The organism is Desnuesiella massiliensis, from assembly GCF_001403615.1.
GTDB classification, from domain to species: domain Bacteria; phylum Bacillota; class Clostridia; order Clostridiales; family Clostridiaceae; genus Desnuesiella; species Desnuesiella massiliensis.
Genome location: NZ_LN879456.1, coordinates 1,208,249 through 1,224,483 on the forward strand (window position 1 = coordinate 1,208,249; position 16,235 = coordinate 1,224,483).

Genomic DNA, 16,235 nt, shown 5'->3' on the forward strand with positions numbered 1-16,235 from the left:
CCTCCTCTAATTAAATATGTTCCCGCAAACGAAAACCCTCGAATGTGTGTATGTGCACCCAAGGGCTTCAAATCATTGATATTACTAACTTTTAGCTATATGTGTTTTGTTCAATTAAAAAAATCTCTTGCTTTTTTCAAGCTATTTTTTCAAGATTTTCTTCTATATCTCTTCTCTTTTTTCTTTCGGTTTCCGCCTATTTTTCTCCCTCTGACTATTTGATAATACATGATTTCAACCATTGTTTCAAGCTTTTTCTCCTTCATTTCTAAGCATTTATCTCTTGCATTTTGGGTATGAAAAAAGCCCACTGGCATATCCTGTGAGCTCTTAAATCAATTCTTTTTTATAAAAAGCAGAGGTTTATTGTTTTGTTACAGTTTACTTTTAAGGCTTACTAATGTCTACACATACCTTGAGAGTACAATAATGATGTCATTAAGATCTCGTTATCCCTTGGCTGAAATATACTTTATCATGGAATCTTATTTTTAATAAAGAAATCTAAACAATACCTAATTAAAATTTATAACCTAGCTCTAAAAAATAATGCTATCTCTTCAAAATCTTGCTTATCGCGCAATAAACTAATAATTTTATCCTTATAACAATTTATATCGTCTATTACCTCGGCTAAGATACTATGCTTTCTCATAAGCCCCTAAATTGATTTGGGCAATTGCCTATACATTTATTATAATGTAGAAAGTGATTGGAGGTAAGCTATGAAGGGAAGAAGTTATACAAAAGAATTGAAGGAAGAAATATTAAGAGAAGTTAAAGAAGTGGGAAATGTATAGCTAGTCTCAAGAAGACATGGAATATCAAAGTCAACCATATTTACGTGGATTAAAAACTCCGTAAATAAGGAAGAGATTAAAGTTAAGCCAGGAAGAAAAGCTTTAGTTAAGGGAGATAGAGAACTTAAAGATGAATTGACAGAAGTAACTAATGAGAATGATCAGTTAAAGAAACTTCTAGGAGAGAAAGACTTAGAGATAGCAATACTTAGAGACCTAATAAAAAAATCAAACCCTCAATTAAAGGTAAAGTAGAGATAGCTAAAAAATAAATAGATCAAGGATATAACGCAGTTTTTGTACTAAAGACGGTGAAACTTGGAAGGTCAACATATTACTATAACATGAGTGTAGCAGGAAAAGAAAAGACAAAGCCTCGTGGATACCGCCTAAACAAAGAAAATAAGGTATGTGATGAGCAGGTTAAAGAGTTTATTATGAAGTTAATTGATGGAGATGCCAGTGATTATGGATATAGAAAAATAACATACCATCTAAGGAAGCAATATAGCCTCATAATCAACCATAAGAAGGTTTATAGACTGTGTAAAGTGCTTGGCATACTTAAAAGGCCAAAGAGTTATTAAGCCTAAGGTAAAGAAGACTATCGCAGTAAACAGGACTATAACGGGCTCTAATCAGCTTTGGGAAATGGATATAAAATATGGTTATGTTCATGGTGAGGATAAATTTTTCTATCTGCTAAATCTAGTTGATATTTTTGATAGAAGTATCATTGATTATCACATGGGTTTACACTGCGAAGCTAAGGATGCGGCAGCATTACTGAGAAAATGCTTAATTCGTAGAAACTTATTTGCAGAAGGAGCCAAAAAGCCTGTGATAAGAACGGATAATGGACCGCAATTTGTAAGCCATAAATTCAGCCAGTGCTGCGAAGAAATAGGAATAGAACATGAAAAAATACCTGTTAGAACATCAAACAAAAATGCACATATAGAGTCATTTCATAGAATACTTGAGGATGACTGCTTGAAAAAGTATGAGTTTCAGAGCTATGCAGAAGCATATGAAACAGTAAACGAATTCATGGAGTTTTATAACAATAGGAGGATTCATTCAAGTCTAAGGTTTATGTCACCGAATGAATTTTACAACCTTTATTTTGGAGAAGATCTAACAAATATTAAAATAATGGTCTAACTCTAAGAAAATAAAAGAATTTATTAGGTTTTGTCCAAAACGAAGGGGTTAATCCGCAGTATGGATGTGCCCTTAGATGTAATCTGTGAACAGATGGGAAGAACTCCTCCGTGGATGAAAGGTCTGCAGTTAAGAACCGATGGCTATGAGACAATGTTTTATAAAAAAGATTGATGTAAAACAGCAGTGTCGTATCTGATTGATTGACACTGCTGTTTCGCTGAAAGGCAGTAAAGTAGTTATTCCATATAGTCGAGTGTTTGCCCGTTCAATGTCATCTTGATCTCTCTCCACATAGGCATAAACTTATCCATTAGCGATACAAAACGCTCATTGTGGTTCTTTTCTATAAGATGAGCAAGTTCATGAATAATAACGTATTCTAGGCATTCAGGCGTCTTCTTTGCAAGCTGTAAATTAAGCCATATTTTGCCTGATTGCGTGTTGCAGGTCCCCCAACGGGATGTCATATACTTTGTTTGCCAGCTTGTTGCTTTTAAGCCGGTAATCTTTTCGCATTTGGGTAATAGCACGTTAATCTCAGCTTTCAACAAATCTCTGTACCATTCACGGATGAATTTTTCACGCTGAAGCGCAGTGCTTTCTTTACGAACTGTTAAAATCGCTTTATCACCGGATAATACAAGAGAGTTTCTATTACCGTATTCGGTTCTCAAATAGTATTGTTTGCCCCAAACATATAGCGTTTCACCGGAAATATATTCACGCTGGGATTGGCGTGGTTGATTATCAAATTTTTCAACCTGTCGCTTAATCCAACTTACTTTCGTACGCACAAAACGCTCTATTGCTTCATCGCTCATTGAAAGAGGGGCGGACACCATTACATTCCCGTTTGGCGGCTTAACATAAAGGTGCATATTTTTTATATTCTTTTTACACACCTCAATTGGTATGCCTGAAATGTTTAGCGTCATTTAATATTCTCCTTGCTCAACAACAATATTGTAAATTCTCTCAACCTCATCTTTATCATTAAGAATCTTGTATAATGCTTTTTTAATTCTTCGCTCTTTAAATTCGTTATGACGGAAGTCTTCCTCCTTGCTTTCAAGAACGGCTTTATCAAGAGCGATTGCCAGTGCTTCATCTTCACCACAATTATCATAAAATGCCCTCATAGCGCAACTGTGACGAACACTTTCAGGATAATGAGTATTGTTTTCTGGTTCTTCTGATTTTTTTACCAACTCAACATATTGCTCAAGCATCTTTTCGTAAGCGATAACACCTTCACGTCTTGCCCTAATTAACTCATCGAGAATGGCAGACATCTTTTCATAATACTTTGGATTGATGAGGATTTTCTCAACTATCTTTTTACGGATATTGTTTTCAATTGCTTCAGCAGCGGATTCTTTCCCTTTACCACCAAGTTTTTCACCCTGCGCTACAACAAAGTCGAGTAAAGTAAAGTCATCAAATTCGCCTATTTTACGGCTTTCTTCTGCTCTTATATATGTGTCTATTAAACGTCGCATATCAGCTTCATAAGATTTAAGGTCAATAAAGTCACCGCTGACATTACATATTGTTTCCTTGATTGCAGCATAAAATACTACTTTCTTATCAAGATCTATTTGCTGAGCAGAAGTATAACCGATTTTACCTAAATCTCCCTTGACCTCGGCATAAGCTCGGACAACGCGGTTAACAAGCTTATACAGTTTTTCACGGCTACGAGAGCAAGATTCATCATCAATACCACCCACTCCAGTTTCACCGCAGAAATAGTGGATATAATCTATTTCTTCACGAGGTGCAGGAACGCCACCACACAGGTCATCAAGTTCTTCAAGTGTTTCTTCAAGATATTTCTTCGCCTCACCAAGACGGTCTTTTAATAAGCCTTCAATATCCTCAGTAGCATAACCTTCAAATGCACCAGCTGTATATTTTCCAAGTGCTGATGCCAAATCACCAAAAAGCTGCTTGTAGTCAACAATATAACCGAAATCCTTGGCTTCACCGTCAAGTCTGTTGACACGACATATAGCTTGGAAAAGCCCATGGTCATGCATTGATTTGTCGATGTAAAGATAAGTACACGGTGGAGCATCAAATCCCGTTAGTAATTTATCTACGACAATTAGCAGTTTCATTTGAGCAGGTTCTTCAATAAACTTTCGTTTCACCTCAACTTCAAAGTCCTCTGCCTTTTTGCCATCAAGCATCTTCATATAGATTTCATATTGCTCAAACTCTTTTGAACCTTCCGCTTCGGTACGCAGATTGCTTTCAAGTGGCACAAAAGATGTTACAATAGCACACTGCTTAAAACCACGAGACTGAAAAATCTCGTAATATTTACAGGCTGAATATATTGAATCGGCCACCAGCATGGCATTTCCGTTGCCATCTACAAGTCGATTTTTAAAATCAAAATCACTGATAATATCTTGTGCAATAATCTCAAGGCGTTTACGAGAACTGCACACCTTTTGCATGTTGCCCCACTTGGACTTAAGCTTTGCTTTTGCGGCATCATTAAGCCCTCGTGTTTTGGCTTCAAAATATTCGTCTATTTTTTCTTGTGCAGTAATTATCTGTTCAATATCACGGGCCTCATATCTTAGATCAAGCACAACACCATCTGCCACGGCTTCATCATATTTATAGGAATGTATGTACCCAGGCGAGAACACCTCAATACTTGTTTTCTTGTCTTCTACAAGAAGCGGTGTACCTGTAAAACCAATAAATATTGCACTAGGCAAAATTTCTTTCATTGCTTCGTGCAACAATCCGCTCTGAGTTCTGTGACATTCATCTACGAATACTACAAAATCGCCCTTTGCCTTAAAATTACTTGGCAGAGATCCTTTTAAGTCCTTAATGAATTTTTCAACAGATTTCTTCGCTTGTGCATCAGTTATTTCGGCATTTCTACGCACCCCAAACTTTTGAATAAGTGTACAAATTAAACGCTTGTCCGTTTTATCAAGTCTTTCAATAAGATCAGCACATGAACTTGTGCGGTAAACCTGTTCATCTACACCTTTATAGACTTTTTCCATCTGTTCATCTAATTCGTCGCGGTCAGTAACTATTAAAACCCTTGCATTGGAGTTATTTGCAAGTATCCACTTGGAGAGCCATACCATCGTCAGCGTTTTACCGCTACCTTGGGTATGCCAAATAATACCGCCTTGTCTTCTATCAAGTTTAATTTGAGCCTTTTTTATACCAAAATACTGGTTGTGGCGGCAAATCTTTTTTATGCCCTTATCATAAATTATAAAGTTATGAATTAAATCCAATAGCCTACGCTTTTGAAACATACTGAAAAGCTGTGCGTCCAGTCTATCTGCCAGCTTTTCACATTTTTCTAAAATATCGAGAGACAAATCATCAAGGGGTTGTGCAACAGTATTTACCGTGTCGTTTTTCCATTCAAGATAATACTTTTCCTTTGTTTCAATAGTGCCATAACGTAAGCCTTCTCCGCTATTTCCGGCCATTGCAAATTGAATTGTAGTAAAAAATGGTTTGTTAAAATGCTCGCTTTGGTTAGAAAGGTTTTGGCGAATACCGGCAGACACAGACACAGAGGACCTTTTAAGTTCAACCACAGCAATAGCAATGCCGTTAATATAAACAACAAGGTCAGGGCGGCGTTCACTTTTATCCTTTATGGTCACTTCTTCAGCAATAGCAAATTCATTGTTGTAAGAATGTTCCCAGTCAATGAAATATACTGTCTTTTCCGGTTCGCCAGGGTTTTCTTTCACCTTTGCACCATATTTGAGCAGTGAATAAACGTCTTGATTGGCTTTGTATAAGCCTTGTTGCAAGTTCCCTGCAGCACGAACAAGGATATCCACGGCTTTTTTAGACAGACTTTCGCTATATCCTCGGCTTAAAAGGAAAGCCATCAGCTTGTCCGTTAGAACGTTTGTGGTAATTTGTCTGTGCAAATTACCATAAAATTTGTAGTCCAGAAGCGCCTTATTACGGAATAAAGCAATAACACGCTCTTGAGTAATACGTTCGGCTTCGTTAACTTTTGCCACTTGGTGTGTCCCCCTTTAATCTTATTCTGCCTGTTAAAAGTTCGCTCATCATGCCTTGCTTGATGTATTTCAGTTTGCTTAGTTTGGCGGTTAGGGTGTCAATCTCTGCATCCATATCGGAGAGAATTTGGGCTATTGCAGTTTGTTCTTCAATAGTTTGGGGTAATAGTATTGTTAATTCGTTAATATTCTCTAATGACAGATTCGCTTGTGCTCCTTGAACATTAATTTCAGCTATGTTTCTTATAATCTTCTCACTTTGTAAAAATCTAAAAACATAATCAACGCAAACATTTTGTTTATCTAAACGAATTATTGCAAGAGCTTGATTTGTATTTGCCGGTAAAATATTTTTTTCTACTTTTGCACATCTTCCTAATGCACCTGCAATAGAAAATAATATGTCGTTTTCTATCAATATCGAACGTGATAGAGCATTGTTTGTTTCTTCGCTTATAAATGTACAATATTTATTAACCACTTTACTATTTTCGATGCTTTCTATTTTTACAAAAGCAACACCTGAATTGGTAAAGCCATATCCGAGTGATGTAGGAGTTGTACCTTTAGTAACTAATACTGCTAAGTCTCGTATTTGTTTTTCAACCCACTCACCGCTAAACCCCGCTAACCTCCGCTTGCCTGTGAGCAGTTCCTGCATTGTACCTTGCTTTATGGCGCGCTTTTTTGCTATTAGCTTTTCAAGGGAAACAATGTAGCTATCCATGTCCGATAAGGCTTCGGCTATACGGCGTTGCTCTGTTGTTTCAATAGGTATAAAAAATGTTGTTTTTTTAAATTTTTCCATACCAACAAGATTTTTCATCGCACCACCTTGAGTATCATCAGTAATAGACTTTTGAATAGGTTCTGAACGAAAATATTGTTGAAACAACTCTGCATCAATTTTCTCTTCATCAACAGTAATTTTTAATAACGCTTGGTTAATAACACCTTTTGGAGCGTTGGGAGGTATTCTATAAATGCACCCTATGGTTCCAGAACAACTTACTACGAAATCTCCTTCCGAAATTGAAAAACGTTGGAGTTCTTTGTATTTTTCATTGGATATATAATAATTGCCTATCTCTGTAGTTTCGTATATCGCATTTCTTTGTTCGTAAACTTTATATCCGCTATCTGTAAATATTTCTTTTTTTAAAGCACCACCAAACGGCCCTCTGACTAAACCATTATTAGCACAGAGTTCTTCCAATGAAAATTCTTTCCACTCTACCATTTAAACCCCATCCTTCCCAGATGAGCTTTTACCTTCACCTCATAATCTTCCACCTGTTCTTCAAGCTGAGGCAGGGTGTCCTCGTAACGCTCTACCAGTTCAGTAATACGTTCGGTTATGCGGTGACATACCGCTGTATAAAGTGCAAAAATGCCCTTAACTAATGAACAATACCATTTGCGTTCAAGTAGTAATTCCATACACTTATCATCTGTCAGTTTTGGGTACTGCTCACGAGTCTTTTTATCAAGTGCAGCCTTTAACTCCTTGAGCAGTTTATTTTTTTCATCAATAAGTGCAACTTTTTCGGAAATATCCAAAAGTATTGCTGTATCATCGTCATCTATGCCTTTTCGTGCTTTGAGTTCCTTTTTCAGTTTATCCTTTGACAAAGCACCTTTATCGGAGAATATCTCGTTAATAACTGAATCATCCTCTGCATTTTCTATCATTTCATCGAGCTCTGCCTGTGCGGCAGAAATAACCGTTTCGGTGCCATTTATTATCTTTTGTTCAGTGGAAAAGAACATTTCTATGATAAGGCTTTTAGGCACAAGCTTACCTTCCCAGCCTGTTTCAGTTGTTTTGGTTTCCTCCGTGCCATCCTTTTTCTTTTTGGTTGTTGTTTTGGTAAACACTTCGATGTCACGAATGGTTTTATAACCATCCTCTACAATCATATAAACATCATCGGACATAACATCATTCCAATAGGACAAAAGGACTTCATAGGAATCATATTTATCAATAAGTGTAACAGGCTCAAATTCGCTAAGTATTAGCTGTGCTATTTCAGCAATCATAAGTTTGGGTTTTACTCTGCAATCAATATTGCGAAGTTTACCATCAACACCATTTTTCCAGTTTTCAAAGGCTGTTTCAACTTTATCGGCGTATGCTGAAAAGTCGGCATCGGAATACACAGTGTCACGGACTGTATCTTTCTCTACAGCAAGGGAATAAAAGCCATCCCGAAGTGGAGTAAATAAAGCACTTTTCAACTTAGGGAAGGTCTGCCAGTAAGTCGAAAGGCTTTCAATATCAACACTCGGTATGCCGCCTTTTAAGTGACCGTCAATATTTTGCAAATCCTCAGCAGTTCTACCATCTATGTAGCGTGGAATGTTGAGGTTATAAGCATTTTTGACTTTGATTTCCTCATTAGGTACAAAACGAGCATATTTGGGGTCGCTTGTGATACCCTCATTGAAGGTAGTGACAATCTTATAAATGTCACGCTCACGCAGACGGTTTTTGTTGCCATCTTTAATAAAATCACGGCTGGCATCTATCATAAAAATACCGTCCCGCTCATCTGCGTTTTCTTTGTCGATTATGATAATACAAGCCGGAATGCCTGTTCCATAAAATAAGTTAGCAGGTAAGCCAATAATGCCTTTAATGAATCCCTTATCAATTAACGTTGTACGAATTGTAGCCTCTGCATTACCGCGGAACAACACACCGTGTGGCAAAATTACAGCTGCTTTACCGTTTCGCTTGAGTGATTTAATAATGTGCATAAGCCATGCAAAGTCACCATTCTTTTGTGGTGGACGGTCACCATAACCATCAAATCGTCCGTACTCTTTAAGCCCATGTGTCCAGTTTTTATCGGAAAACGGAGGATTGACAACGGCAAAATCAAATTGACGCAAAACGCTCTCATCTTTTGGGTTTTTATATTGAGGATCGGAAAAGGTACTATATCCGCCTTTGATTTCTGCGGTTGCATGATTGTGCAAAACAAGATTCATTCGAGCAAGACCGGCAGTTGTTACATCCTTTTCCTGTCCCCATATAGCGACATTAACATGAGCAGCCTCTGCAGCACGAATCAGGAGGGAACCGGAGCCGCAAGCCGGGTCATATAATGTAACGCTATCAGTTGCTTGCTCAATCCCCACGACTTTTGCAAGTATGCGTGAAACCTCGGCAGGAGTATAAAATTGACCTTTGCTTTTACCGCTTTCTGTGGCAAAATTTCGCATGAGGTATTCATACGCATCGCCGATTATATCATCACCATCTGCACGGTTTTTACTGAAGTCCGGCATTTGGTCACGAAAAATACCGAGCAGTTCACTCAGCTTATCAACCATTTCTTTGCCCTTGCCAAGTTTATCTTCATCATTAAAATGTGCATTATCAATAACACCACGAAGATTGTTTGCCTCTGCAAGTTTGGCAATAATTTTATCCATATCCTCGCCAATGTTTTTTGTTCCAATAAGCGCAAGCATATCGTCAAAACTACCGCCTTCCGGCACATCGATATCACCATATGCAACACCTTTAAACTTGTCAGAAACATACTTCACGAACAAGAGTGTTAATATATAATCCTTATACTGGGAGCTGTCCATACCTCCACGAAGGCTGTCGCAACTTGCCCAAAGGCTACTGTATAATTCGCTTTTTTTAACTGCCATAATGTTTTCTCCTTAGATCTTCAATTTGTTTATCCCCTAATCTTGCCTTTTCTGACCCATTCATCAACCTCAGAGATTTTGAACTTATATCTCTTGCCCGCACGGTAAAACGGTAGCTTACCCTCTTTGACCCATGCCCGAACGGTATCTTCGCTCAGACTGAGGTGTACGGCAATATCTTCAAGGTTTACCCACTTTTCAGGGATAGTATTATTATCATCATTCTGTACATTTTGCATTATTGATCCCTCCGCTTGATTTTGTTGTCAATACAATCATATTCTATTGATTTTTGAGATTACTTTCACATTCTGTTATCTTTGCGCGTAGAATTTCTGCATTTTGTGATATACCACATTTAACTGCTAGTTTATATGCTTCTTTTGCTTGTTCAAAAAACTTGAATTCACCCCAAATATCACCGTAGTTAATGAATGCTTGTTCCACCATTCCAGGATTTATGTCTATTGAGTTAACAAGAACATTTTTTACTTCTTTATATAATTTCATTGCTGTTTCATAACGTTCTAGAATCAAGTTGACTCTTAATCTCCTGTGTTTTTCTTGAATTAATGTGAAGCTTCCTGCACTGGAAACTGTGTCATTTTCTCCACCGCCGTATAAATGCAATGCCAAGTCGCAAGCCTTGAAGTAACATTCATCTGCTTCCTCGTACTTTTTATCAAGCGTTAAAAATTGTGCAAAAAAACTATAAAATTGAAATTGAAGAATTACAAAGTCTATAGTTATTCTATTATGTTTTTCTTTGTATTGATTTTTTTCTAGTTCATCTTTGTATTGTAATAAGGTATAGATGTTTAGCAGTATCGGTCTAGCCTGGGGTAATGATAAGGCAATTCTATAATCGTCATACACTAAATCAGTCATGTTGCACCGAGCTTGCAGAACTTCAAACACACATAACAAATAGGTGTGTTCGGTGATCCCGTTCCTTATTACTTCTTGTAAGAGGCTGTGCATGTTGAGCGTTTTATCCATTCTTTCGGAAATGAGAGAGAATTTCTTTAATTCCATAACAGCCTTATTGAGTGCGATTTCATTTGTTAGAATCCCAATCAAATCTGTAGGAAACTTGCTCTTTTCAATATACTTCCTGAAAATTTCGCTTATGTTAACCTCAACACCTGTGACTTTTCCATCCTTTCCTATTTGTTCGATAAATTCATCTGGTTTCTCTATTTCACTTTTTAACTTGTTAGCGTGCTCTACCAACCAGCTAAGTTCTATACTATCTGCAGACATATATGCGAAACAATGTAATGATTGCTTTGCTTGATTGCTTAAATTTTCTAAAGTTATATTCCAAACAGTTTTTACATTCCAATTATAATTATCTACATTATCATCGTTCTCGAAAACCTCAAGATTATATTTGTCAATTAAATTAAAGTAGTATTTAAAATCAACGTCTAAAGCACAAATATATGCTGCGGCCTGTTCTAAAGCTAACGGAAAACAAAATAAGCGCTTAGCGACTCTCTTTGCGTTCTCTCTATCATTAATACCTGTACGTTTAATAAGAAACTCTGTTGCGTCTTCTTCATTTAAATTTTTAAGTTCAAATGCTAAGTTGTATGTATTATTCCTTTTAGTTAAGCGAGTAGTCATAATTATATGTCCTTCACCAATTTTTGGTATTATCTGTTCAATAGGAAATGCTTCGCTAACATCATCTAAAATCAAAAGCCAATTTTTATTAGACTGAAACCATTGGGTAAACTGAGAAGTAGGAAAACCGTTATCTGTATTTCCTACACCTGCTAAAAAAATTTCACAAGACCGTGTTGCCGCACCTATATTGGTGCAGGAAACCCAGCAAACGGTGTCGTATTCATTTAAATTTCCATAAGCATATTTTAATGCGAGCTGCGTTTTACCGATTCCGCCTAAGCCAAAAATGTTTATTATTGACCTTTTATTCCGGTTGTTAATAAACACTCTTCGTATAGATTCTATATATTTAAGCTGACCCACAAAATTTTCGTTTTCAAGGAATGGCAAACATACATTTTTAATTAGTGATTTTCTTACTTGAGTATTATTGTTGCCGTACTGGTTAAAAACGGTAAGGTGGTTGTCGACCTGTCCCTTCGATTTTGAGGAATTATCCTCGGTAGATTGTTCTATATACGGTTTGCCACATTCAGCGAACGACTGGTGTCCAACTGCAATTTCTTGTTCCGTATCATCTGTTCTTGTTTCAAGTATTGTTATTTTGATGGGTTGTGTATTGTTTTCACCAATGCGACTGATAAAACGCCACTGTTGACCTTTTGTATCCGGTTTTTCATGCCACTGCTCAAATGTATTCCTACCAACAGTGTTATCAGTTCTATTCATCACAATAAAATGCCATACACCTAATAGAAATGATTGTAAGGAAATATCAGTCAAGCTGCATATAACGGCTTTTTTTATAGGCTGTCCATCGCCACTGTAGAAGAATACATACTTATCTGTAATGCTTTCATCTGTTTTAATTAGTTCGAGTAGAGCCTTAACAAGTCGCTCACACTTCATCTCATTTCCGGTATCTATGAATCTTATCACAAACTCCCTCATAGCAGCCAGAGCCTCTGGATATTTGGTTTTAATCCTCACATCAAATGCCGATTTGAAACTTGTTTCATTAAACGGCAAATAGGTGCTATTGGAAATATTACACGATTTATATGTCGAAGTGTTCTGCGCAAATGTAGATGCTGCCGGTTCCATGAACTGCGGTTGTGCCACACGTATAAGCCCTAATAGCACATCACCGTCCGATAGTCCGTCACTTCCCCCGCTACATCGGTCACGAGCCTTTAGACGTTGCTTTTTCGCTTGCAGCATCAGTGTGTAAAAAGTGCCGCCACAGAGACGTGGATAATTGCAATTTCCCACTGCTTTTCCTCCTTAGACTAACTTTATAAAAAAATAACCTTACAAACCCAATAAACGTTTTACTACAAACCCAACAAACTACAAGATAACCTTAGAGATCAATCTGTGAAGGTTTTTTTAATGTCACAAATAACGACATTTCATATCAATTCATACTAATTCATTTTAACACAGGCTCAAAAATAGTCAATCTGTAGGGGTAGTCAATATGATAATATCTCGAAATTGATCGTCAGAAAACCTATGTTACAAGGGAAGTCTAGCTTTCCTATAAATGTCCAGCCTGGGCAGAGTACATAGACAAAGAACGGGAAAAGCGTTATGTCATCAGCAACACTAAATGGTCCGGAATGACCTTAAACTAACAAAAATATATCAAGCCTGAAGGTGCGCAGTTAGGCAGGATACATCATATTGCTTTCAATCTGCTGTCCAAGCGACAGTAGTCTGAAAGCAGTCTGAAGTACCCTTTCCTTCCTGCGCCCTTTATAGGTGCATGGTCTGGGGCTACTTCTCTCAAAAGGCTATCCTGCCGCACTGCCTCACTTCGGGAGAAAGAGGCAAACTATGAAAAAAGATGTAAACCAGCAGTCAATCACTGCAAACCAGAGCACCGATAACCAAAACACAGAAAAATTAATCTCCATGGAAACCACCGATGAAGCGGTTCGTGATTTAGGTATTGACCGCAAAAAGATCATCCACAAAAGACGTGGAAATGAAATAGTCACTCTTGCTATGATGCCTGTGGACAACCTAGAGCAATACAGCGAATATATGCGTCCAATCTGGGCAGAGGAAAAACGCAAAGAACGTAACAGCCGTTGTCTTATCAGCGACGGTAAAGGTAAGGTTATCCGTTGCACAAATGATTGTTCTCAGTGTGAACACTACCTTAATTTTGGTAAACGCAACGGCTCAGTAGTATCACTCGACCGCTTATATGAAGAAGCCAATGTAGAACCTGAGAATCCATCTTCTATGGATGAAACTGCAATTTACACTGTAATTCTTGAAGAGCTTCTTAAGATGCTCGGAGAAATCAAACCCAAATACTCTAGCATCTTTGAACTCCTTTACCAAGGATACAACAGCCGTGAAATTGCCGAAACTTTGGACATACCTAATTCAACTGTTAAAGATGACATCAGGAGGTTACGTAAAATTGTTCAAGAATGTGACCTCATCAAAGGAATTTTCTAAAATCCACTTCTCTCTATAAAACAAGCCAGGCTCATTTGCCTGGCTTGTTTTATAGAAGACATATATTCAAAGTTAATTGAAAATGCTTGAAATCAAGTTTTCAGGCAAAATGAGTGGGCTCCATCTCTGATAGCTATTGTATCAAAGTTGGAGTCCTTATTTGATGTAGAAGGAGATGTTAATCCTATTTTATCCATCCCACCTACTCACTCTCTCACATCTATCCTGTCTACACAACCTACTAATATCTATCTCAACTACTCAACCTCACAAATATTCTTCAAATCGGTAAGTTGCCAATAAATACAAAAATAAAGATTCCCGAAACTAGAAAGCTTTGTTAAAAAATCATCAGCACTACTTCCAATCTCAGAAACCCTTTATTTATCAGTGTTTCACACACTATTATTTCTATTTTCTCTATTTTTTGATACTAGATATGTCAACGTTTCTAACTGTGTTTCCTTTGCAGCCTTACCACCGTCTCCACATGTGGCGTGTTCTGTATAGGAACACACTTTTCCCTCTTTTGAATCACCATTAAATTTTACCACATCTTTACCTTTTAATGAATGGCTCATGCCAGAATTAAATATGAATGTTAGCATATATGGATCTTTATTTCCTTCTTCATCCGTTCCACCTAATATTATTTTATTAACTGCACTTTCAAAAACTACTCTATCAAATTCTTTTATAGGCTTATTGCTATCAAAAACTTTTCTAAAACTTTCAATTCTTTTCTTTACATCAATATTATCTTCATTAACCAGTTCTGCTTCATCTCTTTGTGTTTTAAGTTTTTCTAATTCTGTTGATAGTTCTGTGTATTTAAGTTCATAAGTATCTTTGTCTATCATTTCATCTATTCTCATATCAACTAATTTTCTAATCTTATTTTCTATAGCTGAAACTTCTCTTTGAAGCTTTTTTAATTCTTTTATAGAATTAGTAGCATTGATTGTATTTTCTACTGTTTCCATAAATTCTTCTACTATTTCTTTATTTTGAAGACAAAACATATTAAATGCTTCCAAAAATGCATTTTCTATTATCTTTTCGTCTATCCCTTTACTATCTGGGCAGTATTTCTTACCTTTTTTAGTTGATACAACACAATGCCAAATGGTCTTTTCATGAGAAGTATTACTATGCCATCTTCTTCTCGTAGCCGTTCCTCCACAAAAACCACATTCAATTTTACTGCTAAATGCAAACTGCCTGCTATATTTTTCTTTTCTTCCCATATTGTTGCTTCCTGAATTTCTCTTATTTAATATCTTCTGAGCTTCATTAAACATTTCTTCTGAAATGATTGGTTCGTGATGTGAGTTAATATAATATTTTTCTTCTTCTCCCATATTATCAAGTCTTCTATGGGATATTGGATCAACTGTAAAAGTCTTACCTAGCAGTAAATCTCCTTTGTATTTTTCGTTTTTAATTATACCTCTTACAGAACCATCATTCCAATTTGTATTTCCCTTCTTTGTTTTATACTTTAATTTGGTAAGCTCTTTTGCTATAACAAAACAGCCTGCACCTTCTACATATCTTTGAAAAATGTATCTAACTGTCTTAGCTTCTTCTTCATTTATTGTAATTACTTTATTTATTGGATCATAATCATACCCTAAACATCCATTGAACCCAACCATTTCTCCTCTTTTCATTTTCATCTTTAATCCCATTTTTACATTAGCTGAAATAGATTCGCTTTCTTGTTGAGCTAAAGAACTTAAAATGACAAGTAGCATTTCACCATTCATTGTTAGGGTATTGATATTTTCCTTTTCAAATAAGATTGCAACATTATGTTCTTTAAGAAGTCTTACATATTTTAATGTATCTAAAGTGTTTCTTGCAAATCTGGATATTGATTTAGTTATTATTAAATCAATCTTCCCATCTACCGCATCATTTATCATTCTTTGGAAATCTAATCTTTTATCTGTCTGAGTCCCACTAATCGCTTCATCTGCATATATATCAACAAGTGCCCAATCCGGCTTATTTTCTACCATATTTCTATAATGTTCTACTTGGGAATTATAACTACTTAATTGTTCTTCTGAATCCGTACTTACTCTGCAATAAGCAGCTACTCTTAATCTTTCTATAACCTTTGCATTTTTTCTATTAACTCTGCTTGTACTAGCTTTTATCACCTGAACATCTGCCATATGAATCGCTCCTTCAAAACATGTATTCCTATAACTTATTAGTTACTATTATATGACTCCTATCATGTTTTTTCAAGCGCTGATCATACTAATCTTATATTTTTTCATTAATTCATTTTTTATTGCTACAAATTCTTTGTTTGATATCAAATTTAATTTTAATAGTTGACTTAACATTGCAAGCTGAACACTATATTTCATGTTATTATCCATATAATAATATCCCCCTTACTTTTTCTAATCAAAATAACAGGCAAAGAATTAAAAAGTCATTA

The 16,235-nt window shown here is 36.4% G+C and carries 12 protein-coding genes and 2 pseudogenes; 5 read left to right on the forward strand and 9 right to left on the reverse strand.

Annotation, left to right across the window (positions count from 1 at the left end):
* Positions 1-149: 149 nt before the first annotated feature.
* Positions 150-317, reverse strand: a complete 168-nt coding sequence (locus BN2665_RS27375) for a hypothetical protein (protein ID WP_195892707.1) — start codon at positions 315-317, stop codon at positions 150-152.
* A 498-nt stretch (positions 318-815) separates the two neighbouring features.
* Here BN2665_RS27375 and BN2665_RS27895 point away from each other — a divergent pair.
* The 4 genes and pseudogenes from BN2665_RS27895 to BN2665_RS27965 form a co-directional block, all read left to right on the forward strand.
* Positions 816-1,055 (forward strand): annotated as a pseudogene (locus BN2665_RS27895) (transposase); the annotation flags it as partial.
* 182 nt (positions 1,056-1,237) lie between these two features.
* Entirely contained in the window at positions 1,238-1,387 is a 150-nt protein-coding gene (locus tag BN2665_RS27900; RefSeq protein ID WP_195892708.1) for a helix-turn-helix domain-containing protein, read from the forward strand.
* The gene (locus BN2665_RS16655) at positions 1,356-1,964 is read left to right on the forward strand and encodes a DDE-type integrase/transposase/recombinase (RefSeq protein WP_082435930.1); all 609 of its coding nucleotides are present in this window, start codon (positions 1,356-1,358) and stop codon (positions 1,962-1,964) included. Before BN2665_RS27900 ends, BN2665_RS16655 begins: the two co-directional genes overlap by 32 nt.
* A 72-nt stretch (positions 1,965-2,036) precedes the next feature.
* Positions 2,037-2,138: pseudogene (locus BN2665_RS27965) on the forward strand (DNA polymerase family A protein); the annotation flags it as partial.
* A gap of 65 nt (positions 2,139-2,203) precedes the next feature.
* On the opposite strand, the gene BN2665_RS16660 reads toward BN2665_RS27965, so the two are convergent.
* Genes BN2665_RS16660 through BN2665_RS16685 form a run of 6 tightly spaced genes read right to left on the reverse strand, consistent with a single transcriptional unit; the run spans position 2,204 to position 12,574 of the window.
* The gene (locus BN2665_RS16660) at positions 2,204-2,902 is read right to left on the reverse strand and encodes a M48 family metallopeptidase (protein WP_055668214.1); all 699 of its coding nucleotides are present in this window, start codon (positions 2,900-2,902) and stop codon (positions 2,204-2,206) included.
* Positions 2,903-5,998, reverse strand: a complete 3,096-nt coding sequence (locus BN2665_RS16665) for a type I restriction endonuclease subunit R (protein ID WP_055668215.1) — start codon at positions 5,996-5,998, stop codon at positions 2,903-2,905.
* On the reverse strand, positions 5,985-7,238 hold the full coding sequence (locus BN2665_RS16670; protein ID WP_055668216.1) for a restriction endonuclease subunit S: 1,254 nt from the start codon (positions 7,236-7,238) through the stop codon (positions 5,985-5,987). The genes BN2665_RS16665 and BN2665_RS16670 overlap by 14 nt, the downstream gene beginning before the upstream one ends.
* On the reverse strand, positions 7,232-9,670 hold the full coding sequence (locus BN2665_RS16675) for a type I restriction-modification system subunit M (RefSeq protein WP_055668217.1): 2,439 nt from the start codon (positions 9,668-9,670) through the stop codon (positions 7,232-7,234). Before BN2665_RS16675 ends, BN2665_RS16670 begins: the two co-directional genes overlap by 7 nt.
* Before the next feature lie 29 nt (positions 9,671-9,699).
* On the reverse strand, positions 9,700-9,909 hold the full coding sequence (locus BN2665_RS16680) for a helix-turn-helix domain-containing protein (RefSeq protein ID WP_055668218.1): 210 nt from the start codon (positions 9,907-9,909) through the stop codon (positions 9,700-9,702).
* A gap of 43 nt (positions 9,910-9,952) precedes the next feature.
* Positions 9,953-12,574: an NB-ARC domain-containing protein gene (locus tag BN2665_RS16685; protein WP_055668219.1), complete on the reverse strand. Its 2,622-nt coding sequence runs from the start codon at positions 12,572-12,574 to the stop codon at positions 9,953-9,955.
* Positions 12,575-13,141: 567 nt separating this feature from the next.
* On the opposite strand from BN2665_RS16685, the gene BN2665_RS16690 reads away from it, so the two are divergent.
* A complete protein-coding gene (locus tag BN2665_RS16690) occupies positions 13,142-13,777 on the forward strand; it encodes an RNA polymerase sigma factor (RefSeq protein WP_055668220.1) in 636 nt (211 codons plus the stop codon).
* 395 nt (positions 13,778-14,172) lie between these two features.
* Here BN2665_RS16690 and BN2665_RS16695 read toward each other — a convergent pair whose 3' ends face one another.
* Entirely contained in the window at positions 14,173-15,960 is a 1,788-nt protein-coding gene (locus BN2665_RS16695) for a recombinase family protein (protein WP_055668221.1), read from the reverse strand.
* A gap of 72 nt (positions 15,961-16,032) precedes the next feature.
* A complete protein-coding gene (locus BN2665_RS27385) occupies positions 16,033-16,173 on the reverse strand; it encodes an SHOCT domain-containing protein (RefSeq protein WP_008423908.1) in 141 nt (46 codons plus the stop codon).
* Positions 16,174-16,235: the final 62 nt, after the last annotated feature.